The following is a 21,272-nucleotide window of genomic DNA, read 5'->3' on the forward strand; positions in this document are numbered from 1 at the left end:
GGGGGAGGGCAGAGACAGCGTGCGAGTTTCTGAAAAAGACACGGTTATTGCCCCAGCTTGCGCGGTTGCCAGTCCTTGATCACCAGCGTGACATCAAGGTCGGTGCCGTGCAGCTTGATGCGTTCGGGCAGCCAATAACCGCTTTGTTGTACGTAGCTGAGGTACTCGACCTGCCAGCCATCCTGTTCAAGGGTGGCCAAACGGCTGTCGCCATTGAGGCTCAGGCGGCTTTTGCTGCCTGGCGCAGGCAAACCGCGAACCCACCACACCAAGTGCGAAACCGGCAGCTTCCAGCCCATCTGCTGTTCCAGCAGTTCTTCCGGCGACGCCGCTTCATAGCGTCCCTGGTTGGCCGCTTCCAGGCTCACTTGGCCCGGTCGGCCGGTCAGGCGCGCGGCGCCTCGGCCCAATGGGCCAGACAAGCGAATGTCGTAATAGTCCTGGCGTTGCAGCCAGAACAAGGTGCCGCTGCCGGAATCTTTCGGCGCGCGAACCCCGACCTTGCCTTCGATCTGCCAGCCGTCGATGCTGCTGAGCTGGTCCTTGTGCTGTTTCCATTGCGCCGGGGTGCCCTGGCCTTCAACGGATTCGCGGCTGCCTATGCCCGCGCAACCGGCGAGCAAGGCGATGAGGCTGAAAACAATAACGTGGCGCAAGAACATAAGCTTAAAGGGTCTCGGATCCGGTCAGGCGCTTGATGGTGCCGCGCAGGATGGGGCTTTCGGGTTGTTCCTTGAGGAATTTTTCCCAGATTTGTCGCGCTTCGCGCTGTTTGCCGTTGGCCCAGAGCACTTCACCCAGGTGGGCGGCCACTTCCTGGTCGGGAAAGCGTTCCAGTGCCTGGCGCAGCAAGCGTTCGGCTTCGTCCAGGTTGCCCAGGCGGTAATTCACCCAGCCCAGGCTGTCGAGCACCGCCGGGTCTTCCGGGTTGAGCTTGTGGGCTTGTTCGATCAGCACCTTGGCTTCGGCGTAACGCGTTGTACGGTCAGACAGGGTGTAGCCCAAGGCGTTCAGCGCCATGGCATTGTCCGGGTCGCGCTTGATGATCAGGCGCAGGTCTTTTTCCATCTGCGCCAGGTCATTGCGTTTTTCCGCCTGCATGGCGCGGGTGTACAGCAGGTTCAAATCATCGGGGTACTGCAGCAAGGCCTGTTGCAGCAGTTTCCAGGCGCGTTCGCCCTGTTTGTTGGCTGACAAGGTCTCAGCCTGGATCAGGTACAGCTGAATCGCGTAGTCCGGTTCGGCAGCGCGCGCAGCCGCCAGGCGTTTTTCCGCCTCGTCGGTGCGGCCATTGCTCATCAGGATGTCAGCTTGGCGCAATTGGGCAGGCAGGTAGTCATTGCCGGGGCCGACCTGGGCGTATTCAAGCAGGGCGGCCTGCGGGTCGTTGTGCTCTTCAGCGATACGACCGAGGTTCAGGTGGGCCGAATCCACATGGCTTTCGCGCTGAATCAGCTCTTCCAGATAACCCTTGGCCTCGTCCCAGGCCTTGGCCTCCAGGCACACCAGTGCCAGGGAATAGCGCAATTCATCGTCTTCCGGGTATTGCTGGACCAGGTTGGCGAACTGCACTTTGGCGTCTTCCATGCGGTCCTGCTCAACCAGCGTGCGCGCATACGTCAGGCGCAGGCGCTTATCGTCCGGATACTTCTTGATGCTTTTTTCCAGCAACGGAATCGCTTCCTTGCCGCGATTAAGGGTCTGCAGCAAGCGTGCGCGCAGCAAAATCGGCGCGATCTCGCCGTCGTCCGGTGGGTTCTGCTCCAACAGCTTCAATGCGGCGTCAGCTTCGTCATCCTGTTGCAGCAGCAACGCTTTGCCGAAAATCAACTGGCTGTTCTTTGGGTGCTTTTGCAGCAGGCGGTCGAAACTCTTCATCAGGCCATTGCGCGTGTCCTGATCGGTGTCGGCGGCCGACAGCGCGAGGAAGTCGAAATGCGTGTCGCCCTTGCCCTGCAGGACTCTCTCCATATAAACCATGGAGTCATCATAGCGCCCCGCGCGCGCCAGCTGAATGGCTGCGGCCCGCTGCGCTTCCAAGTCGTCCGGCGCGTTTTTCGCCCAGATCAGCGAGGTGTCCAGCGCTGCCTGGTCGGCGCCCAGGTATTCGGCGATGCGAAACGCGCGTTCCGAAATGCCCGGGTCCTGGGTATTGATGGCCTGGGTCACGTAGTTATCCAGAGCAATATCGAAACGATTGCGCTGGCCAGCGAGTTCCGCGGTCAGCAGGCTGTAGATCGTTTCTTCATTGAACGAGGAATAAACCTTGGGCTTTTCAGGGGCGGGGGTGCTGTCTTCGACCGGCGGCGTACCGTCCGGCGACACGGGTGCCAAGGCCTGGCAGCCGCTGAGGAAGACAAAAGCAAGGAGCAACGCGGAAGATCTATTCATATAGGAAGAGGACGACTAACCTGCGGTCGGATCATCATGACACAAGCCTTCGGCCAAGCATAACCGAGTCTCAGTTGGCGCCTTTATAGGCATAAGCTACTAGGACAATAGACGACGGTGGTTGTTCTGGGTCTTTCGAAGTAGGACAATTGTCGGCTTCCCGACATCATCAGCGATATTGAATGGCCTTCCTTGCACTCGGTATTAACCACAAGACTGCATCCGTAGACGTGCGCGAGCGCGTGGCGTTTACGCCAGAGCAGTTGGTTGAGGCCTTGCAGCAGCTCTGCCGGCTCACCGACAGCCGCGAAGCTGCGATCCTTTCGACCTGCAATCGCAGTGAGCTTTATATAGAGCAGGAACATCTTTGCGCGGATGTGGTACTGCGCTGGCTGGCCGATTACCACCATTTGGACCTCGATGACCTGCGCGCCAGTGCGTATGTGCACGAAGAGGATGCGGCAGTTCGTCACATGATGCGCGTCGCCGCAGGGCTCGACTCGCTGGTGTTGGGCGAGCCGCAGATCCTCGGCCAGATGAAATCTGCCTACGCCGTCGCGCGTGAGGCCGGAACCGTAGGGCCGCTGCTGGGCCGGCTGTTCCAGGCCACGTTCAATTCCGCCAAGCAGGTGCGTACCGACACGGCCATCGGTGAAAACCCGGTGTCCGTCGCGTTTGCCGCCGTCAGCCTGGCCAAACAGATTTTCAGCGACTTGCAGCGCAGCCAGGCGCTGCTGATCGGTGCCGGTGAAACCATCACCTTGGTCGCCCGTCATCTGCATGAGTTGGGCGTGAAACGTATTGTGGTCGCCAACCGTACCCTGGAGCGCGCGAGCATCCTGGCCGAGCAGTTCGGCGCTCACGCCGTGTTGCTGTCGGATATTCCGGCCGAACTGGTGCGCAGTGATATCGTCATCAGCTCCACCGCCAGCCAGTTGCCGATCCTCGGCAAGGGCGCGGTCGAGAGCGCGCTGAAGCTGCGTAAGCACAAACCGATTTTCATGGTAGATATCGCCGTTCCTCGGGATATCGAGCCGGAAGTCGGCGATTTGGACGACGTTTACCTCTATAGCGTCGATGATTTGCACGAAGTGGTCGCCGAAAACCTTAAGAGTCGCCAGGGCGCAGCCCAGGCCGCTGAGGAAATGGTCAGCGTCGGCGCCGAAGACTTTATGGTGCGCCTGCGTGAATTGGCGGCGGTCGACGTGCTCAAGGCGTATCGTCAGCAGGGCGAACGCCTGCGTGACGAAGAGTTGATCAAGGCCCAGCGTTTGCTGGCCAACGGCAGCAGCGCCGAAGAAGTGCTGATGCAACTGGCCCGTGGCTTGACCAACAAGTTGCTCCACGCCCCCAGCGTTCAGTTGAAAAAGCTTACCGCCGAAGGCCGCCTCGATGCGCTGGCCATGGCCCAGGAACTCTTTGCCCTCGGTGAGGGCGCGTCAGATAGCTCTTCGGATAAAAAACCGCAATGAAAGCGTCACTGCTCAATAAACTGGACGTGCTCCAGGACCGTTTCGAAGAACTGACCGCCTTGCTCGGCGATGGCGAGGTCATCTCCGATCAAACCAAATTCCGCGCCTATTCCAAGGAATACGCCGAAGTTGAGCCGATTGTGGCCACCTACAAGCACCTGACCAAGGTGCAGGCCGACCTCGAAGGCGCCCAGGCGCTGCTCAAGGACAGCGACCCGGACATGCGCGAAATGGCCGTGGAAGAAGTCCGCGAAGCCAAGGAAAAACTGGCTGAGCTGGAAGGCGACCTGCAACGCATGTTGCTGCCCAAAGACCCTAACGATGGGCGTAACGTGTTTCTCGAAATCCGCGCCGGCACCGGTGGCGACGAGGCGGCGATCTTCTCCGGCGACCTGTTCCGCATGTATTCGCGTTTTGCCGAGCGTCGCGGTTGGCGTGTCGAGATTTTGTCCGAGAACATCGGTGAACACGGCGGCTATAAAGAAGTCATCGCCCGGGTTGAAGGCGACAACGTCTACGGCAAGCTCAAGTTCGAATCCGGCGTGCATCGCGTGCAGCGGGTGCCGGCGACTGAATCTCAGGGCCGTATCCACACCTCGGCATGCACCGTGGCCGTATTGCCCGAGCCAGACGAGCAGGAAGCTATCGAGATCAACCCGGCGGACTTGCGTGTCGACACCTACCGCTCATCGGGCGCCGGTGGTCAGCACGTCAACAAGACTGACTCGGCGATCCGTATTACGCACTTGCCGTCGGGCATCGTGGTGGAGTGCCAGGAAGAACGTTCCCAGCACAAGAACCGTGCGCGGGCCATGTCCTGGCTGTCGGCCAAACTCAACGACCAGCAGACCAGCGCCGCCGCCAACGCGATTGCCAGCGAGCGCAAATTGCTGGTGGGGTCGGGCGACCGCTCCGAGCGCATCCGCACCTACAATTTTGCCCAGGGCCGGGTCACCGACCATCGGGTCAACCTCACGCTTTATTCCCTCGACGAGATTCTCGCCGGTGGCGTCGACGCGGTAATCGAGCCGTTGCTCGCCGAATATCAGGCCGACCAATTGGCGGCGATAGGTGAATAAATGACCATCATTGCCAGCCTGCTGCGCGCCGCCGACCTGCCTGACTCGCCTACTGCGCGCCTGGATGTGGAACTGTTGCTGGCCGCTGCCTTGGGCAAATCGCGCAGCTACCTGCACACCTGGCCGGAAAAAATCGTCAGCAGCGAAGCTGCGCTGACCTTTGCCGACTACCTGCAACGCCGCCGTGGCGGTGAGCCAGTGGCGTATATCCTCGGTCAGCAAGGCTTCTGGAAACTGGACCTGGAGGTCGCGCCTCACACGCTGATCCCGCGTCCGGAAACCGAGCTGCTGGTGGAAGCCGCTTTGGAATTGTTGCCTGCCACGCCGGCCAAGGTCCTCGACCTGGGCACCGGCAGCGGCGCTATCGCCCTGGCCCTGGCCAGCGAACGCCCGGCCTGGCAGGTCACGGCGGTCGACCGCGTGCTGGAAGCCGTGGCCCTGGCCGAACGTAATCGCCAGCGCCTGCACCTGAAAAACGCCACGGTGTTGAACAGCCACTGGTTCAGCGCCCTGCAAGGCCAAACGTTCGACCTGATCATCAGCAACCCGCCTTACATCGCCGATAACGATCCCCATCTGGTGGCCGGTGACGTGCGTTTTGAACCGGCCAGTGCGCTGGTGGCGGGGCATGATGGCCTGGACGACTTGCGGCTGATCATTGCCGACTCGCCAGCCCACTTGAATTCGGCTGGCTGGCTGTTGCTCGAGCACGGCTACGATCAGGCTGCGGCCGTGCGTGACCTGTTGCTTGGCGCAGGCTTTGAAGACGTACACAGCCGCATCGACCTCGGTGGCCACGAGCGCATCACACTGGGACGTCGCCCGTGCTGAGCGATCAGGAACTGTTGCGCTATAGCCGACAGATTCTGTTGCAACATGTCGACATCGACGGCCAATTGCGCCTGAAAAACGGCCGTGCGTTGATCGTCGGCCTCGGTGGGCTGGGCGCGCCAGTCGCGCTGTATCTGGCCGCCGCCGGCGTCGGCGAGTTGCACCTGGCCGATTTCGATACCGTCGACCTCACCAACCTGCAACGCCAGATCATCCACGACACCGACAGCGTCGGGCAGACCAAGGTCGACTCGGCCATGCGCCGTCTGACCGCGATCAACCCCGAAGTCACCTTACTCGCCCATCGCACGGCCCTGGATGCGGACTCACTCGCGGTGGCAGTGGCAGCGGTCGACGTGGTGCTCGACTGCAGCGACAACTTCGCCACCCGTGAAGCCGTCAATGCCGCCTGTGTCGCCGCCGCCAAGCCATTGATCAGCGGCGCGGCGATCCGCCTTGAGGGCCAGTTGTCGGTGTTCGACCCGCGCCGCGTCGACAGCCCGTGCTACCACTGTTTATACGGTCACGGCAGCGACACCGAACTGACCTGCAGCGAAGCCGGCGTCGTTGGCCCATTGGTGGGCCTGGTCGGCAGCCTGCAAGCGCTGGAAGCCCTGAAACTGCTGGCCGGTTTCGGTGAGCCATTGGTCGGCCGCTTGTTGCTGATCGATGCGTTGACCACGCGTTTTCGTGAATTGCGGGTCAAGCGTGATCCTGGCTGCAGTGTCTGCGGGACGCAGCATGGTTAAGAGCGCGCCCATCGGTGTGTTCGACTCCGGTATCGGCGGCTTGACCGTGCTGGACGAAATTCAGCAGTTATTGCCCCATGAGTCGCTGCTGTACGTGGCCGATGGCGGGCATATCCCTTACGGCGAGAAAACCCCGGCGTTCATTCTTGACCGCTCCCGGCGCGTCGCCGAGTTTTTCCGCGAGCAAGGCGCCAAGGCCTTTGTGATTGCCTGCAATACGGCGACCGTCGCGGCTGTTGCCGACTTGCGCCAGGACTATCCCGACTGGCCGCTCGTAGGCATGGAACCCGCCGTCAAACCCGCCGCCGCCGCCACCCGCAGCGGCGTGGTCGGTGTACTCGCCACCACCGGCACCCTGCAAAGCGCCAAGTTCGCCGCCTTGCTCGACCGCTTTGCCACCGATGTGCGCGTGATCACCCAGCCCTGCCCGGGCCTGGTGGAGTTGATTGAAAGCGGCGATCTCAATAGCCCCGAACTGCGCCAGATGTTGCACGGCTATGTCGAACCGCTGCTCAGCGCCGGTTGCGACACGATTATTCTCGGCTGCACCCACTATCCCTTCCTCAAGCCGCTCCTGGCGCACATGCTCCCCCCGAGCATCATCCTGATCGACACCGGCGCCGCCGTGGCGCGTCAGCTCAAACGTCTATTGGGCGAGCGCGACCTGTTGGCCACCGGCAATCCTGAACCTGCCCAGTTCTGGACCAGCGGTCACGTCGACCACCTGAGAAGTATCCTACCGACACTATGGAAACATCCTGGAGTTGTGCGAAGCTTCGACGTGTGAAAATTTTGTGAAATAACGCAATAAGACGCTGAACTTCTGACTCTACGTCGGCTTCTATAGCGAGTTAGTCTGTGCAAAAACATACAACCTCGTTCTCAAAGGACTGTTTCTTATGAAGCGCTTGTTCTGTTTGGCTGCGTTTGCGGCCGTGGTGGTAGGACACTCTGTTTCGGCCCAGGCCGCCGGCCTGGAACTGGGTGTGGGGAGCACCGGCGATTCGACCATGACCTATCGGTTGGGGCTGACGTCGGATTGGGATAAAAGCTGGTGGCAGAGCGACGTAGGTCGACTGACCGGCTACTGGAGCGGGGCCTACACCTATTGGGATGGCGACAAGCGCGCCAGTGTCAGCAGCCTGTCGTTCTCGCCGGTGTTTGTGTATGAGTTTGCCGGTGAGTCGGTAAAGCCTTACATCGAAGCGGGGATCGGCGTGGCGGTGTTCTCACGCACGCGGGTTGAAGACAACAATATCGGCCAGGCCTTCCAGTTCGAAGACCGCCTGGGCTTTGGTTTGCGCTTTACCGGTGGGCATGAAGTGGGCATTCGTGCCACGCACTATTCCAATGCGGGCATCAGCAGCAATAACGACGGGGTAGAGAGTTACTCGTTGCACTACACCTACCCGTTGTAAGCCATCAGGCACCTGCTGACTAATGTGGGAGCTGGCTTGCCTGCGATAGCATCACTTCGGGAAACTCGGTGTAACCGACAGACCGAGGTATATGCATCGCAGGCAAGCCAGCTCCCACAGTTGATTAGCGCCACCCTCAGGTTCAGCGATACGCCGTCGCAATCCCTTCACGCTCGGTCAAGCACTCTGGCGCGCCCATCTCGAACTCCCGGCAGATCAGCGGTCGTCGCTCGTAAATCGTGCACATCATCGTGTCCCGATCCAGCGCCGCGCACCAACCGTCGTCCAGGCGCAGCATCACTTCGCCGCCCCAGTCGTCCGTATCGATATAGCGTTCCGGCACGCCGGTGTCGGTGATCAGCATGACTTCCAGTTGGCAGCAGCAGGCCGCGCACGTTGAACAGGTCACGGCGGGTTCGGTGATTTGAGTGTGGGGGATGTTGGTCATAGGCGCGCAGTGTAAGGCAAGCACGTCGGGTAGGTGTGAACACTCTGACAGACGTCAGTGCCCCAGTTGCCGGGCGATCCAATGCAGCATGGGGAACAGCAGCGCCCACAGCAGCGCCAAGCCGATCATCGTCGGCACTGTGCCATAACCGAAACTCACGCCGGCCAATTGGCTGCCGGCGTAATAAGACACTGGCCCGCCGACTGCACCTAATACGCTGGCGCGCCACCAGGGCTGTGCGCTCCAGGCCAGGCAATGGCGCAGCGTGGTGGCGAGCAACGCCCACAGCAGCATCAGCCAGAACGGAATCAGCGGCCCCGGAACGCTGAAATGAAACACGCCGAAGGTGCGCAACGAAGTGTCGACCACTGTGCCCAGCAAGGTCACGGCGAGGATCACTTGCCCTTCGGCAGACCATGAACTTATCCACAGCAGGTGGATGGCCAGTACGGCGGCGGCCACCAGCAGCCAGCGGCTGTCGCCACCGAGCACGCAGGCAAACCAGCCGCACTGGAACAGTACGGCATTGGCCAGCGGTTTAAGCATTGAAACGCCCGAGCAACGGCGGGTTGATTGCCGCCGGCTTGGCCAGTAGTAGCTGCGCGGTACCAATCGTACGTTCCATGAAGCCACCTTCGCAGTAGCACAAGTAGAATTCCCACAAGCGCAGGAAGTACTCATCGTAGCCCAACTCTGCAAGACGGCCATGGGCGCGGCGGAAGTTCTCGTGCCACAGGCGCAGGGTTTTCGCGTAATGCAGGCCGAAGTCCTCCATGTGCAGCAGGTTCATGTCGGTGTCGCGGCTGACGATGTGCAGCATGTTCTGCATACAGGGCAGAGCGCCACCGGGGAAGATGTAGCGCTGGATAAAGTCGACGCTGTTCTTCGCCTGCTCAAAACGCTGGTCACGAATCGTGATGGCTTGCAGCAGCATCAGGCCGTCGCTCTTGAGCAAGTGCGCGCACTGCTTGAAGTAGGTCGGCAGAAAGCGATGGCCCACCGCTTCGATCATCTCGATGGACACCAGCTTGTCGTATTGGCCGCTCAGGTCGCGGTAATCTTGCAGCAACAACGTCACTTGGTCCTTGAGCCCCAGCGCCTCGATGCGTTTTTCGGTATAGGCAAACTGCTCTTTGGACAAGGTGGTGGTGGTGACCTTGCAGCCGTAATGCTGCGCCGCATACAGCGCCATGCTGCCCCAGCCGGTGCCGATTTCCAGCAGGTGGTCGGTAGGCTTGAGCGCGAGTTTCTGGCAGATGCGCTCCAGTTTGTTCAACTGTGCCTGTTCCAGGGTGTCGTCGGGCGTCAGGAACTGCGCCGCCGAATACATCATGGTCGGGTCGAGGAATTCTTCGAACAGGTCGTTGCCCAGGTCGTAGTGGGCGGCGATGTTTTTCTGCGAGCCTTTGCGCGTATTGCGGTTGAGCCAATGCAGGCCTTGGGTGAACGGGCGTGCCAGGCGCGCCAGGCCACCTTCCATGGCATCGAGCACCTCCAGGTTGCTGACCATCACCCGCACTACCGCGGTCAGGTCCGGGCTGGTCCAATAACCGTGGATAAACGCCTCGCCGGCGCCGATCGAACCGTTGGCCGCCACCAGGCCCCACACCGCCGAATCGAGGATCTGGATCTCCCCCAGCAGGTGCGCTTCGCGTGCGCCGAACACTTGGCGTTCGCCATCCTCGATCACCACCAGTTGGCCGTGGCGCAGTTGGCTGAGTTGGCGCAGCACGGCCTTGCGCAGCAATGCGCTGGTCATGCCATTGACATTCAGGCGGCTGGTTTTGACCGATAAGCTAGGGGATTTCATGGCGGCGATCCTTGGTATACCCGACTGCGGTGCGAGAGGCGCCATCGGCGGCCTGATGGGAAAAAATCGGAGTGCGTTTGAGCAACAAGCGCATGGCCTGCCAGTAGATCGCCAGGCAAGTCTTGGCGGTCATCCACGGGAAGCGCCACAAGTAGCGATGCAGGCTGGCGCGGCTGAGCGCTTCTCTGTGCAGGCTCAAGGTGGCGTCAAAGACTTTCACCTCGCCCTGCCAGTCGGCCATGTGCACGCCGAGCTTGGCGGCGGGCGGGCTGAAGCTCATGCGGTATTCCAGGTCGCGCGGCAAAAACGGCGACACATGGAAGGCCTTGGCCACGGCGAAGTGCTGATGCTCGTCGGCGCCAAGGGCCTGGGCCGGCAGCACGTAGTGATAGCGCTCACGCCACGGGGTGTTGGTCACTTCACACAGGATCGCGGCCAGTTGCCCATCGGCCTCGAAGCAGTAGAAGAAACTCACCGGGTTAAAAGCCAGGCCCCAACTGCGGGCCTGGGTCAGTAGGCAGATAACGCCCTGGGGCTCACGCCCCAGCGCCTTGCCAACTTCCTGGCGCACGGCATCGCTCAAGCTCATGCCGTGGCGCGTGAATTCACGCAGGTAATCCTGCTGGCGAAAGCCGAAGGGTGCCAGGCGGCCTGCGCCGGCCAGGGGCGAGAGCCCGAGCACTTCGTCTTGTTCGCTCAAATCCAGGTACAGCAGGCCGATGCGGTAGCGAAAGGCGTGGGCCTTGGGCGCAAACCGGCGATGGGCGATCCAGCCGCTGTACAGGGCGCTGTTCACAAGGTTTCTCCAAAGGCCTGGGCCACGCGCAATGCGCTGACCACGCCATCTTCATGGAAACCGTTGGCCCAGTAGGCGCCGCAATAAAAGGTGTTGCGTGCGCCGGCCAATTCTTCCCAGCGCGCTTGGGCAGCTACCGCCGCGAGGCTGTATTGCGGATGTGCGTAGGTGTAGCGCGCGAGGACCTTCATCGGGTTGATCATCGACGTCTGGTTAAGGCTCACGCAAAAGGTCGTGGCGCTGTCGATACCTTGCAGGATGTTCATGTCGTAAGTGACGGCGGCCTGGGTCTGCGCGGTGCCGGTCAGCCGGTAGTTCCAGCTGGCCCAGGCGAGTTTGCGGTCGGGCAGCAGGCGCGTGTCGGTGTGCAGCACCACGTCGTTGTCGGCGTAAGGCAGGGCGCCGAGGATCTCCTGTTCGGCCTGGCTTGGGTCGGCCAGTAAGGCCAGGGCCTGATCGCTGTGACAGGCAAACACCACCCGATCAAATGTCTCGCTGCCGGCGGCGCTGTGGATAACTACGCCGTCGTCGGTGCGCTCGACGTTATGCACAGGGCAATTGAGGCGCACCTGTTCGCGAAAGCTGCGCGTCAGCGGCTCGATGTAGCTGCTCGACCCGCCTTCGATCACGCACCACTGCGGCCGGTTGTTCACAGAGAGCAAACCGTGGTTCTTGAAGAACCTTACAAAAAATTGCAATGGAAAACCGAGCATGTCCGCCAGGGACATCGACCAGATCGCCGCGCCCATCGGCACGATGTAATGCCGGATAAACCGCGGGCCGTAACCCCCGGCTTCGAGGTAATCGCCCAGGGTCATGTCGGCGCTGATGCGCTGTTCTTGCAGGTCCAGCGGCGCCTGGCGGTTGAAGCGCAGAATGTCGCGCAACATGCCCCAGAACCCCGGCGACAGGATATTGCTGCGCTGGGCAAACAGGCTGTTGAGGTTATTGCCGTTGTACTCGAAGCCTTCGTTCTGGTCGCACACCGAAAAGCTCATCTCGGTGGGTTTGAACTTCACGCCAATTTGCCCCAGCAGGCGAATGAAGTTGGGGTAGGTCCAGTCGTTGAACACGATAAAACCGGTGTCCACCGCATAGCTTTTACTCTCGACCGTCACGTTGACCGTGTGGGTATGCCCGCCGATGCGCACGCCGGCTTCGAACACGGTGATGTCGTGGCGGCGGCTGAGCAGGTAGGCGCTGGTCAGCCCGGCGATGCCGCTGCCGATAATGGCGATTTTCACAGGTTGTCCTTCTGCGGCGGCGGGCTGCGCAACATGCGCTTGCCGATGAACAGTTGCGCGCGGTTGGGCAGCTTCGACAACGGCCACAAGGTGGCGATAAACATAGCGGGGAAGGCAATCTCCAGCGGGCGCTTGTCCAGCTTGGCGAAGATATGCCGCGCGGCCTTGTCGGCCGACCAGCTCAAGGGCATCGGGAAGTCATTGCGTTCGGTCAGCGGCGTGTCGACAAAGCCCGGGCTGATCACCGTGACGTCGATGTTCTCGGGCGACAGGCTGATGCGCAGGGATTCAAACAGGTAGCGCAGCCCGGCCTTGGAGGCGCCATAAGCTTCAGCGCGTGGCATCGGCAGGTAGGTTACGGCGCTGGCCACACCGACCAAGTGTGGGGTGAGCCCTTTGCGCAACAACGGCAGCGCCGCTTCGATGCAATAGCTGCTCGCCAGCAGGTTGGTGCGTACCACGTGCTCGACGATAGAGGCGTCAAACTGCCGAGCGTCCACGTATTCACAGGTGCCGGCATTCAGGATCACCGTGTCGAGTGAGCCCCAGACCACACCGATATGCTCGCCGATCTCACGCACGGTCTGGCTGTTGGTCAGGTCGCCGGCTACCACCAATACTTGCCCCGGGTAACGGTGGGCGAGTGCTTCCAGTGGGCCTTTGGTTCGCGAGCTGAGTGCCACATGGGCGCCGCTGTTGAGCAACTCCACGGCCAGCGAAGCACCGATGCCACTGCTGGCGCCGGTCAGCCAATAACGGCGGGGTGGTGTAAGGCTCATCCCATTCTCCTTTTCAGCCAACTGACTACGCGGCCGAGTACTGGCAGGTGTTCGTAGAGCAGAGCGCCGGCATCGAAATAATCGCGATGGCGGTAGACCTTGTCGCGCCACAGCAGGTGCGAGCAGCCTTCCACGCGGATCAGCTTGCCGCTGTTGAGCCGTGGGTGGCAGAAGCTCATTTTCCAGCGCAAATAGCCTTCACCTTCGGCCACTTGGTCGAAACCGTGGAAGTCGAAGCGTAGCTGGCTGACATTGCCGTACATCTCGGCGAAGTAGCGGCGCAGCGCGGGCAACCCGTGCACTTCATGCAGCGGGTCGGTGAAGGTGATGTCCTTGCTGTACAGGCTGTCGAGCCGGTGCAGGTTGTGCTTGTCCAGGGTCGCAAAGGCCTGGGCGAACCTGGGCAGGAAGTCACTCATGCTCGGCAACCTCCTGACGTGAAGGCAGGCTGCGGAAGGCTGCCAACGCGCGTTCGCGGGATTTTTTCAGGTCGACAATCGCACGCGGATAGTCCGCCACGCCAAACAGGCCGCCGACTGCCTCGGGGTTGTGCACTTCCTTTTTATTCAGCGCGGCCAGCTCTGGCAGCCAGTGCTTGATGAACACGCCTTCGCTGTCGAATTTCTCCGATTGGCTCAATGGGCTGAAAATCCGGAAGTACGGGGCCGAATCGGTGCCGGTGGAAGAACTCCACTGCCAGCCGCCGTTGTTGGCCGCCAGGTCGCCGTCGATCAAGTGGCGCATAAAGAAACGCTCGCCTTCGCGCCAGTCGATCAGCAGGTTCTTGGTCAAAAACATTGCCACCACCATGCGCAGGCGGTTGTGCATCCAACCGGTTTCGAGCAACTGGCGCATGGCGGCGTCGATGATCGGCAGGCCGGTGCGCGCTTCCTGCCAGGCGGCGAGGTCTTTGGGCGCATCGCGCCACGCCACCGCTTCGGTCTCGGGGCGAAAGGCGCGGTGGCGGGACACCCGTGGGTAGCCTACGAGGATGTGTTTGTAGAATTCGCGCCACAGCAGCTCGTTGATCCAGGTGATCGCGCCGATGTCGCCGCTTTCGAACTCGCCCTGGTTGGCTTGCAAGGCGGCATGCAGGCACTGGCGCGGCGAAACTACACCGGCGGCGAGGTAAGCCGAAAGCTGGCTGGTGCCGGGTTTGGCCGGGAAGTCGCGCTCGTCTTTGTAGTAGCTGATTTGTTGATCGGCGAAGGCATCGAGGCGGCGGCGCGCTTCGTCTTCACCGGCCGGCCAGAGGGCGCGCAAGCTTTCGCTGGGTGGCGCGAACCCTTCGACCTGCTCAGGGACCGGGTCGCTTTTCAGCTCGGTGGGCGCCTGGGCGTTCGGGGTTGCCACCTGACGTGGGAGGGCGCTGTGCAGGCGGTTGTAGCAAACCTTGCGGAACTGGCTGAACACCTGGAAATAAGTGCCGGTCTTGGTCAGCACACTGCCGGGTTGGAAGAACAGTTGGTCCAGGTAACGGTGGAACGTCACGCCATCGGCTTCCAGCGCCTGGGCCACGGCGGTGTCGCGACGGCTTTCGTGGATGCCGTACTCCTCGTTGACGTGCACCGATTCAACCGACAGTTCCCGGCACAGCGTACTCAATACGCCGGGTACCTGGTCCCAGGTCGCGGTGGTGCGGATCAGCAAGGGAATGTTCAGCTCGCCGAGCGCCTGGCTCAGGTGCCGCAGGTTGCGCAGCCAGAAGTCGACTTTGCACGGCGCGTCATCGTGGGCCCGCCATTGTTCGGGGGTGATCAGGTACACGGCTGCAACGGGGCCTCGCTGGCTTGCGGCGGCGAGGGCGGTGTTGTCGTGTAGGCGCAGGTCGGTGCGCAGCCAGATCAAGTGCATTTAAACAATTCCACGCTGGATCAGTATCTGGTGGGCCGACAACGGGTCTTCGGCCACGAACAATTCAGGGGTGTCACGGGTTAATACGGCCAACTCTGCCTGGTGGATGCATACCGTTGGTCCGGCAATCAAGGTTGGGCAGCGGACACCGCCCAAAAGTTTACTGAGTGCCGGCACATGGATAGCCTTGCTCGAATACAGCAGCACGGCGCGCGGTTGCAGGTGTTCCACCGCCAGGGCCAGTTCGCCCGCCGGCAATGGCCAGTCGAAGACTTCCACCGGGCAGTCGGCGCTGCTGGCCAGCCAGGCGCTGAGCCACAGGTGCGGCTCCAGCGGCAGGTCGGAGTGGTTGACCAACAGCAACGGGGCGCCTTGCAGTTGGCGGTTGTTGTGGTAGATGCGCGCGCCAAACTTGCTGCGCAGCCAGGACAGGAAAAACACCCGCTCCATCTGCGCGCCGAACTGGCCTTGCCAGCGTTGCTCCAGCGCCTTGAGCAGCGGCAGCATCAATTGCCCGCATAAGGTACGCGGCGGGTACAACGCCATGGCTTGGTTGAAGGCGTCGTCGACCCTGCGTTCGGCCAACTCGCTGATCGCATTCAGCAGGTTCTGGCGCAGGGCGTGCCATTCGTTTTCGACGGTGTCGGGGCTGGCTTGGGCTGAGTCGATCAGGCTTTTCACCTGGCTGACCGGTACACCGCGGTTGAGCCAGGTGAGGATGGTGTGGATGCGTTGTACATGTTCGGCACTGAACAGCCGATGACCCTTGGGCGTGCGCTGCGGCACGATCAGGCCATAGCGGCGTTCCCAGGCGCGCAGCGTTACGGCGTTGACGCCGGTCTGGCGCGCCACTTCGCGTATTGGCAGCCAGCCGTCTTGGAGGGCTTGGGCGATGTCTACGCCGGGTTCGTCTTGGGGGGCTGCTTTCATGATGGTCTTTTCATGGGTCAGATCGCATTACGCAGGCTGAGGTTTTCCGGGTGCGGCTGCAGGTAGGCCTGCTGCGCAATGTAGCGATCAGGGTGTTGGCGAAAGTGGTGTTTGAGCAGGGTCAGCGGCACCACCAACGGCACGATGCCGCTGCGGTATTGGCTGATGACGGTTTGCATTTCCTGCTTGTCGTCAGCGCTGATGGCCTGCTTGAGGTAGCCGCTGATGTGTTGCAGCACATTGGTATGGGTGCCACGGGTGGCGCACTTTTTCAGGCCGGTCATCAGCTCGCTGAAATAGTTGGCGGCTAGCGCGTCCAGATCAGTGGCCTTGCCCATGCTGCCGAGAAGGTGGCCGAGGCTTTTGTAATGCACCGGGCTGTGGGCCATCAGCAAGTATTTGTAGCGTGAGTGAAAGGCCAACAGGCGGTGGCGGGTCAGGCCCTCAGCCAGCAGTTGCTGCCAGCTGGCGTAGACGAAGACCCGGGTCAGGAAGTTTTCCCGTAACACTGGGTCATTCAGTCGGCCGTCTTCTTCCACCGGCAGGTTGGGGTGGCGCGCGCAAAACGCCTGGGCGTAAATGCCACGCCCGCCGCCGTCGACGGGCGTGCCGTTGTCGCGGTAAACCTTGACCCGCTCCAGGCCGCACGACGGCGATTTCTGCATGAAGATGTAACCACACAGGTCAGTGTGTTCCTGGGCCATCTGCTGGCCGTAATCGTCCAGCGGCTGGGTGACATTCAGCTCACGGCGCACCGTGCCGACGGCCTGCGGCCGGGCCGGGTCGCCTACCAGGCGAATCGGTTCGCGGGGGATGCCCAGGCCGATCGCGACTTCGGGGCACAGCGGCACAAAGTCGAAGTAGTCGGCGAGGGTTTGGCTGCACAGCAGGGATTGTTTGTGTCCGCCGTTAAAGCGCACGTTCTCGCCCAGCAAGCAGGCGCTGATGGCAATCTTTGGTTTGACGGTGCTGGACATGGCCGAACCTCTGCATAATTCCTGTACACGCTATAAAACTTGTACAACGAAATCTCATCATAGATTCGAAGCTGTACAAGTCAAATAGTTTGTATAAGTATTTTCGGCTGAGCTATTTCCAGCCGATTCGCCAGTCCTCAGCGTTCTGCAGGGTTTGCCAGGTCAGGCGTTCCGCACGGCGGGTCATGACAGCTTGCAGCTCGATTTCGAGCACGGTGCCTTCTTCATCCCGAAACAGTTCGGTGACCAGAAAGTGTTTTTCCTTATTGCGCGGGCGCGCTGCTGTCCACTTCGACAGCAGCAATTTAGCGGGATTGATGCGGTTCATTGCAGGTGCTCGATCAAGCGGCGCGCAGCTTCCTGACCGCTGAGCCAAGCGCCTTCGACGCGCCCGGACAGGCACCAGTCGCCGCATACATACAAGCCCAGGTCGGCGTCGGCCAGCACCCCGAATTCATGGGCGCTGGACGGTCGGGCGTAGAGCCAGCGATGCGCCAGGCTGAACGACGGCGCGGGCATGGCGCTGTGCAGCAATTCGGCGAAGGCACCGTGCAGGTGTTCGATCACGGCTTCCTTGGGCAGGTCCAGGTGCGCCTTGCTCCAGGTGCTGGTGGCATGCAGTACCCAAGTGTCGAGGGTGGTGTCGCGCCCAGGTTTGCTGCGGTTGCGCGCCAGCCAATCGAGGGGGCTGTCTTGCACGAAGCAGCCTTCCATCGGTGTCTCCAAGGGTTTGTCGAAGGTCAGGGCGATGGCCCAGGTCGGGTCCATTTTTACCCCGGCGGCGGCACTCGCCAGCTTGGGCGCGGCGGCCAGCAGGGCGGTGGCCTGGGGCGCCGGCGTGGCGATGACCACATGGCTGAAGGGGCCGTGATTGCCGCCGTCGGCGTCGAGCAGGTTCCAGTGCTGTTTGCCTTGGAACACTTCGGTGATGCGGCAACCGAACTCCACCGGCAAGTCGTCGAGCAATGCGCGGGTGATCGCGCTCATGCGCGGCGTGCCGACCCAACGTATTTGCTCATCGGGGGAGGGCGTGAGTTGCCCGGACTTGAAGTTGTACAGCTGCGGCTTCCACTGCTCGGCCCAGCCGTGGCTTTGCCAGCGCTGCACTTCGTTGACGAAGCGCCGGTCGCGGGCGGTGAAGTACTGCGCGCCCATGTCCAGTGCGCCAGCGTCGCTGCGCTTGCTGGACATGCGGCCACCGCTGCCGCGGCTTTTATCGAAGAGTTGTACGACGTGCCCCGCGTCTTGCAACGCTCGGGCGGCGGAGAGACCGGCGATGCCGGTGCCGATGATCGCGATGGGAACAGTCATGGGAGGCCTCGTTTTACCGTTGGGTACAGACTACGCCGACACCAATAGCTGTACAATATTGTTTTTTGGTATAAGTTTTGGCGTACCTGTTCTTACGGCGTGGCCTATGGTTAAAGCGTGGGCTTAAACCAAAAGCCGCGCCGTACTACAAATGATCCCTGCTTATAAAATAGACCAGTGATCGGCGGCGAACGTTACATGAGGAGTGTTCCATGCACATTTTGCTGACCGGCGGTACAGGCTTGATCGGTCGTCAGCTCTGCCAACGTTGGCTTGCCCAAGGGCATCGCCTGACCGTGTGGAGCCGCGAACCGGACACCGTCGCCAATTGGTGCGGCCCTGAGGTGTTGGGTGTCGGCCGCTTGCAAGACGTAATCGGCAACGTGGATGCGGTGGTCAACCTGGCCGGTGCACCCATCGCCGATCACCCGTGGACCAAAAAGCGCAAGGCGTTACTGTGGAGCAGCCGCATCAGCCTCACCGAAACCCTGCTGGCGTGGATGGACGGGCTGGCGCAAAAACCGGCGGTACTGATTTCAGGTTCGGCGGTGGGCTGGTACGGCGACGGTGGCGAACGTGAATTGACCGAGGCCAGCGGCCCGGTGCAGGACGACTTCCCCAGCCAGTTGTGTATCGCCTGGGAAGAAACCGCCCTGCGCGCCGAAGCCATGGGCATCCGCGTGGTGCTGGTGCGCACCGGCCTGGTGTTGGCGGCGCAGGGCGGCTTTTTGTCGCGGCTGCTGCTGCCGTTCAAACTGGCGCTGGGCGGGCCTATCGGCAATGGTCGGCAGTGGATGCCGTGGGTGCATATCAAAGATCAAATCGCCCTGATTGATTTTCTTCTGCACAAGGAGGATGCCAGCGGTCCTTATAATGCCTGCGCGCCACACCCGGTGCGTAACCGCGAGTTTGCCAAGACCTTGGGCCGGGTGCTGCACCGCCCTGCGTTCATGCCGATGCCGGCATTGGCCTTGAAGGTCTTGCTGGGCGAATTGTCCGGGTTGTTGCTGGGCGGGCAGAGGGCCGTTCCCGAACGGCTGCTGGCTGCCGGTTTCACTTTTCAGTTCACTGAGTTGCATGCGGCCCTGGAAGACTTGTCCAGCCGCCTCTAGCCATAGGATGTTGCATGACGGATCACGCGTTGTTACTGGTCAACCTGGGTTCACCGGCGTCCACTTCGGTGGCCGATGTGCGCAGCTACCTCAATCAGTTCCTGATGGACCCTTACGTGATCGACCTGCCGTGGCCGGTGCGGCGTTTGCTGGTGTCGCTGATCCTGATCAAGCGCCCCGAGCAGTCGGCGCATGCCTACGCGTCGATCTGGTGGGACGAGGGCTCGCCGCTTGTAGTCCTGAGCCGCCGGCTGCAACAGCAAATGACCGCGCAATGGACTCAGGGCCCGGTGGAGCTGGCGATGCGTTATGGCGAGCCATCGCTTGAAACGACGTTGACGCGCCTCGCGGCCCAGGGCATTGAGAAAGTCACCCTGGCGCCGTTGTACCCGCAATTTGCCGACAGCACCGTGACCACGGTGATTGAAGAAGCCAGGCGCGTGGTGCGTGAGAAAAATCTCAAGGTGCAGTTCTCGATCCTGCAACCTTTCTACGATCAGCCGGAATACCTCGATGCGCTGGTCGCGAGCGCCCGGCCGTACGTAGAACAGGATTACGATCATTTACTGCTGAGTTTTCACGGCTTGCCTGAGCGCCATCTGAAAAAGCTCGACCCTACCGGCGGGCATTGTTTCAAGGATGCCGACTGCTGCCAGAACGCCTCGCCTGAGGTGCTTGCTACCTGTTATCGCGCCCAATGCTTCAGCGTTGCACGGAACTTTGCCGCGCGCATGGGCTTGCCGGAGGGCAAGTGGTCGGTGGCGTTCCAATCGCGCCTGGGCCGGGCGAAGTGGATCGAACCCTACACCGAAGCCCGCCTTGAGGCGTTGGCCCAGCAAGGCGTGAAAACGCTGCTGGTGATGTGCCCGGCGTTTGTCGCGGACTGCATTGAGACGCTGGAAGAGATTGGTGACCGCGGGTTGGAGCAGTTCCGCGAAGCGGGTGGCGAGGAGTTGGTGTTGGTGCCGTGCTTGAATGATGACCCGCAGTGGGCGGCGGCGCTGAACACCTTGTGCGAACGGGCGCCGTTGGCACTCTAGCGCAGCCGAGTGAGGACTAAATGTGGGAGCGGGCTTGCTCGCGAAGGCAGTGTGTCAGCAGCGCAATCCCCTGTGGGAGCGGCGGTGCGACGATTCGACTTGCCCGCGAAAGCGGTGGGTCAGTCAACATCCATGTTTGCTGGGCCGACGTCATCGCGGGCAAGCCCGCTCCCACATTTAATTTTCGCTGCTTTGGGCATTGCGTTCGCTTAACTGAACGGCATTAGGGCTTGCCCGCGATGCAGGCACCGCGATCGATCAAACAGTCCGCGGTGATGCTATCGCAGGCAAGCCAGCTCCCCACTGTGTTATTCGTGATGCGGTTCACCGAGGAACGTCAGCGAAGTGAACAACCCGCGCGTTGCCACATCAGCATCTTTTAGCGGCAGCTCCACCTGCGCCGTAATCACATTCAACCCTTCATTACGCACCAGCACCTCGGCTCGGCCATCCTTGTCGGTCTCGGTGCTCAAGGTGTTCGGCGCATTGCGATAATCGCCCACCAACTTGATCCCCGCCGCCGGCTTGCCATCCAGCAGCACCCGCACCGGCAGTGACCTGCCCGGTCCTACGGTCAGCGGATCAACTTCCGGCAGGATCAGCAGCTTGATCTGATCCAGCTTCGGCAATTTCGCCCCCGGCTGGTAAATCGCCAGGCTGTATTTGAAGGTTTGGGTCGACTCAATCGCGCCAGGCACTTGGCTACGGCCCTGGTTGATCCACTTCTTGTCCGGCGTCTGCGACCACATCCCGTTATCCAACGCCACGGCTAAAACGGCGGGCGATTTGAGCGGCTTGAGGCGTGCGTGGTCGGCGAGGCGCTCCACGGTGACCGGGATCATCTTGCCGCTGGCGTCATACGCCCAGGCACCGCTGATTTTCTGTGCCTTGAAGGCATTGTCTTCGGCGCCGTGGCCGTAGATCACTTCGATATTGCCGCGCCGTTGTTCGGTCCACAGGCCGTGGGCCGAGACTTGGCTGGCAAACAGCAGGCCGATCACGGCCAAGGATTTGAAGGCTTGCATGGGGGC

General features: G+C 61.4%; 23 protein-coding genes. 8 read left to right on the plus strand and 15 right to left on the minus strand.

Annotation, left to right across the window (positions count from 1 at the left end; all coding sequences use genetic code 11):
* Window positions 1-44 precede the first annotated feature (44 nt).
* Window positions 45-662, minus strand: a complete 618-nt coding sequence (lolB, locus tag GJU48_RS03485) for a lipoprotein insertase outer membrane protein LolB (protein WP_094948895.1) — start codon at window positions 660-662, stop codon at window positions 45-47.
* Window positions 663-666: 4 nt separating this feature from the next.
* Window positions 667-2,391 (minus strand): tetratricopeptide repeat protein, encoded by a 1,725-nt coding sequence (locus GJU48_RS03490; protein WP_094948896.1) that lies wholly within the window; start codon window positions 2,389-2,391, stop codon window positions 667-669.
* 182 nt (window positions 2,392-2,573) lie between these two features.
* Here GJU48_RS03490 and hemA point away from each other — a divergent pair, with 182 nt between their 5' ends.
* The 6 genes from hemA (at window position 2,574) to GJU48_RS03520 (ending at window position 7,940) form a co-directional block, all read left to right on the plus strand.
* On the plus strand, window positions 2,574-3,863 hold the full coding sequence (gene hemA / locus GJU48_RS03495; protein WP_094948897.1) for a glutamyl-tRNA reductase: 1,290 nt from the start codon (window positions 2,574-2,576) through the stop codon (window positions 3,861-3,863).
* Window positions 3,860-4,942 carry a peptide chain release factor 1 gene (gene prfA / locus GJU48_RS03500; RefSeq protein WP_094948898.1) on the plus strand — a complete coding sequence of 361 codons (1,083 nt, stop codon included), beginning with the start codon at window positions 3,860-3,862 and terminating at the stop codon, window positions 4,940-4,942. The genes hemA and prfA overlap by 4 nt, the downstream gene beginning before the upstream one ends.
* Entirely contained in the window at window positions 4,943-5,773 is an 831-nt protein-coding gene (prmC, locus tag GJU48_RS03505) for a peptide chain release factor N(5)-glutamine methyltransferase (RefSeq protein WP_094948899.1), read from the plus strand.
* Window positions 5,767-6,522, plus strand: a complete 756-nt coding sequence (locus GJU48_RS03510) for a molybdopterin-synthase adenylyltransferase MoeB (protein ID WP_094948900.1) — start codon at window positions 5,767-5,769, stop codon at window positions 6,520-6,522. Before prmC ends, GJU48_RS03510 begins: the two co-directional genes overlap by 7 nt.
* Window positions 6,515-7,309: a glutamate racemase gene (gene murI, locus GJU48_RS03515; RefSeq protein ID WP_094948901.1), complete on the plus strand. Its 795-nt coding sequence runs from the start codon at window positions 6,515-6,517 to the stop codon at window positions 7,307-7,309. Before GJU48_RS03510 ends, murI begins: the two co-directional genes overlap by 8 nt.
* 112 nt (window positions 7,310-7,421) lie before the next feature.
* On the plus strand, window positions 7,422-7,940 hold the full coding sequence (locus GJU48_RS03520) for an acyloxyacyl hydrolase (protein WP_094948902.1): 519 nt from the start codon (window positions 7,422-7,424) through the stop codon (window positions 7,938-7,940).
* 142 nt (window positions 7,941-8,082) lie between these two features.
* Here the strand turns inward: GJU48_RS03520 and GJU48_RS03525 are convergent, their stop codons facing one another.
* From GJU48_RS03525 to GJU48_RS03580, 12 genes are all read right to left on the minus strand, one after another.
* Window positions 8,083-8,388 carry a YkgJ family cysteine cluster protein gene (locus GJU48_RS03525; RefSeq protein ID WP_016977069.1) on the minus strand — a complete coding sequence of 102 codons (306 nt, stop codon included), beginning with the start codon at window positions 8,386-8,388 and terminating at the stop codon, window positions 8,083-8,085.
* Window positions 8,389-8,442: 54 nt separating this feature from the next.
* On the minus strand, window positions 8,443-8,934 hold the full coding sequence (locus tag GJU48_RS03530; protein ID WP_094948903.1) for a DUF2878 domain-containing protein: 492 nt from the start codon (window positions 8,932-8,934) through the stop codon (window positions 8,443-8,445).
* Window positions 8,927-10,198, minus strand: coding sequence for an SAM-dependent methyltransferase (locus GJU48_RS03535; RefSeq protein WP_094948904.1), 1,272 nt, complete (start codon window positions 10,196-10,198; stop codon window positions 8,927-8,929). The genes GJU48_RS03530 and GJU48_RS03535 overlap by 8 nt, the downstream gene beginning before the upstream one ends.
* Window positions 10,185-10,994 (minus strand): DUF1365 domain-containing protein, encoded by an 810-nt coding sequence (locus tag GJU48_RS03540; RefSeq protein ID WP_094948905.1) that lies wholly within the window; start codon window positions 10,992-10,994, stop codon window positions 10,185-10,187. Before GJU48_RS03540 ends, GJU48_RS03535 begins: the two co-directional genes overlap by 14 nt.
* Window positions 10,991-12,238, minus strand: coding sequence for an NAD(P)/FAD-dependent oxidoreductase (locus GJU48_RS03545; protein ID WP_094948906.1), 1,248 nt, complete (start codon window positions 12,236-12,238; stop codon window positions 10,991-10,993). Before GJU48_RS03545 ends, GJU48_RS03540 begins: the two co-directional genes overlap by 4 nt.
* The gene (locus tag GJU48_RS03550; RefSeq protein WP_094948907.1) at window positions 12,235-13,017 is read right to left on the minus strand and encodes an SDR family NAD(P)-dependent oxidoreductase; all 783 of its coding nucleotides are present in this window, start codon (window positions 13,015-13,017) and stop codon (window positions 12,235-12,237) included. Before GJU48_RS03550 ends, GJU48_RS03545 begins: the two co-directional genes overlap by 4 nt.
* A complete protein-coding gene (locus GJU48_RS03555; RefSeq protein ID WP_094948908.1) occupies window positions 13,014-13,436 on the minus strand; it encodes a nuclear transport factor 2 family protein in 423 nt (140 codons plus the stop codon). The genes GJU48_RS03550 and GJU48_RS03555 overlap by 4 nt, the downstream gene beginning before the upstream one ends.
* Window positions 13,429-14,871 carry a deoxyribodipyrimidine photo-lyase gene (gene phrB / locus GJU48_RS03560; RefSeq protein WP_094948909.1) on the minus strand — a complete coding sequence of 481 codons (1,443 nt, stop codon included), beginning with the start codon at window positions 14,869-14,871 and terminating at the stop codon, window positions 13,429-13,431. Before phrB ends, GJU48_RS03555 begins: the two co-directional genes overlap by 8 nt.
* Window positions 14,872-15,801, minus strand: coding sequence for a MerR family transcriptional regulator (locus GJU48_RS03565; protein ID WP_094948910.1), 930 nt, complete (start codon window positions 15,799-15,801; stop codon window positions 14,872-14,874).
* Window positions 15,802-15,818: 17 nt separating this feature from the next.
* Entirely contained in the window at window positions 15,819-16,778 is a 960-nt protein-coding gene (locus GJU48_RS03570) for a YbgA family protein (protein ID WP_094948911.1), read from the minus strand.
* Window positions 16,779-16,890: 112 nt separating this feature from the next.
* Entirely contained in the window at window positions 16,891-17,106 is a 216-nt protein-coding gene (locus tag GJU48_RS03575; protein WP_094948912.1) for a TIGR02450 family Trp-rich protein, read from the minus strand.
* Window positions 17,103-18,089 (minus strand): NAD(P)/FAD-dependent oxidoreductase, encoded by a 987-nt coding sequence (locus tag GJU48_RS03580; RefSeq protein WP_094948913.1) that lies wholly within the window; start codon window positions 18,087-18,089, stop codon window positions 17,103-17,105. Before GJU48_RS03580 ends, GJU48_RS03575 begins: the two co-directional genes overlap by 4 nt.
* A 212-nt stretch (window positions 18,090-18,301) precedes the next feature.
* On the opposite strand from GJU48_RS03580, the gene GJU48_RS03585 reads away from it, so the two are divergent.
* Both GJU48_RS03585 and hemH read left to right on the plus strand, forming a co-directional pair.
* Window positions 18,302-19,201 carry a TIGR01777 family oxidoreductase gene (locus GJU48_RS03585; RefSeq protein WP_094948914.1) on the plus strand — a complete coding sequence of 300 codons (900 nt, stop codon included), beginning with the start codon at window positions 18,302-18,304 and terminating at the stop codon, window positions 19,199-19,201.
* Between the two features lie 14 nt (window positions 19,202-19,215).
* Entirely contained in the window at window positions 19,216-20,241 is a 1,026-nt protein-coding gene (gene hemH / locus GJU48_RS03590) for a ferrochelatase (RefSeq protein WP_094948915.1), read from the plus strand.
* A gap of 308 nt (window positions 20,242-20,549) precedes the next feature.
* Here the strand turns inward: hemH and GJU48_RS03595 are convergent, their stop codons facing one another.
* Window positions 20,550-21,266, minus strand: a complete 717-nt coding sequence (locus tag GJU48_RS03595) for a DUF4198 domain-containing protein (RefSeq protein WP_094948916.1) — start codon at window positions 21,264-21,266, stop codon at window positions 20,550-20,552.
* Window positions 21,267-21,272 lie beyond the last annotated feature (6 nt).

Origin of the sequence: Pseudomonas sp. IB20 (assembly GCF_009707325.1) — a bacterium.
Classification (GTDB): domain Bacteria; phylum Pseudomonadota; class Gammaproteobacteria; order Pseudomonadales; family Pseudomonadaceae; genus Aquipseudomonas.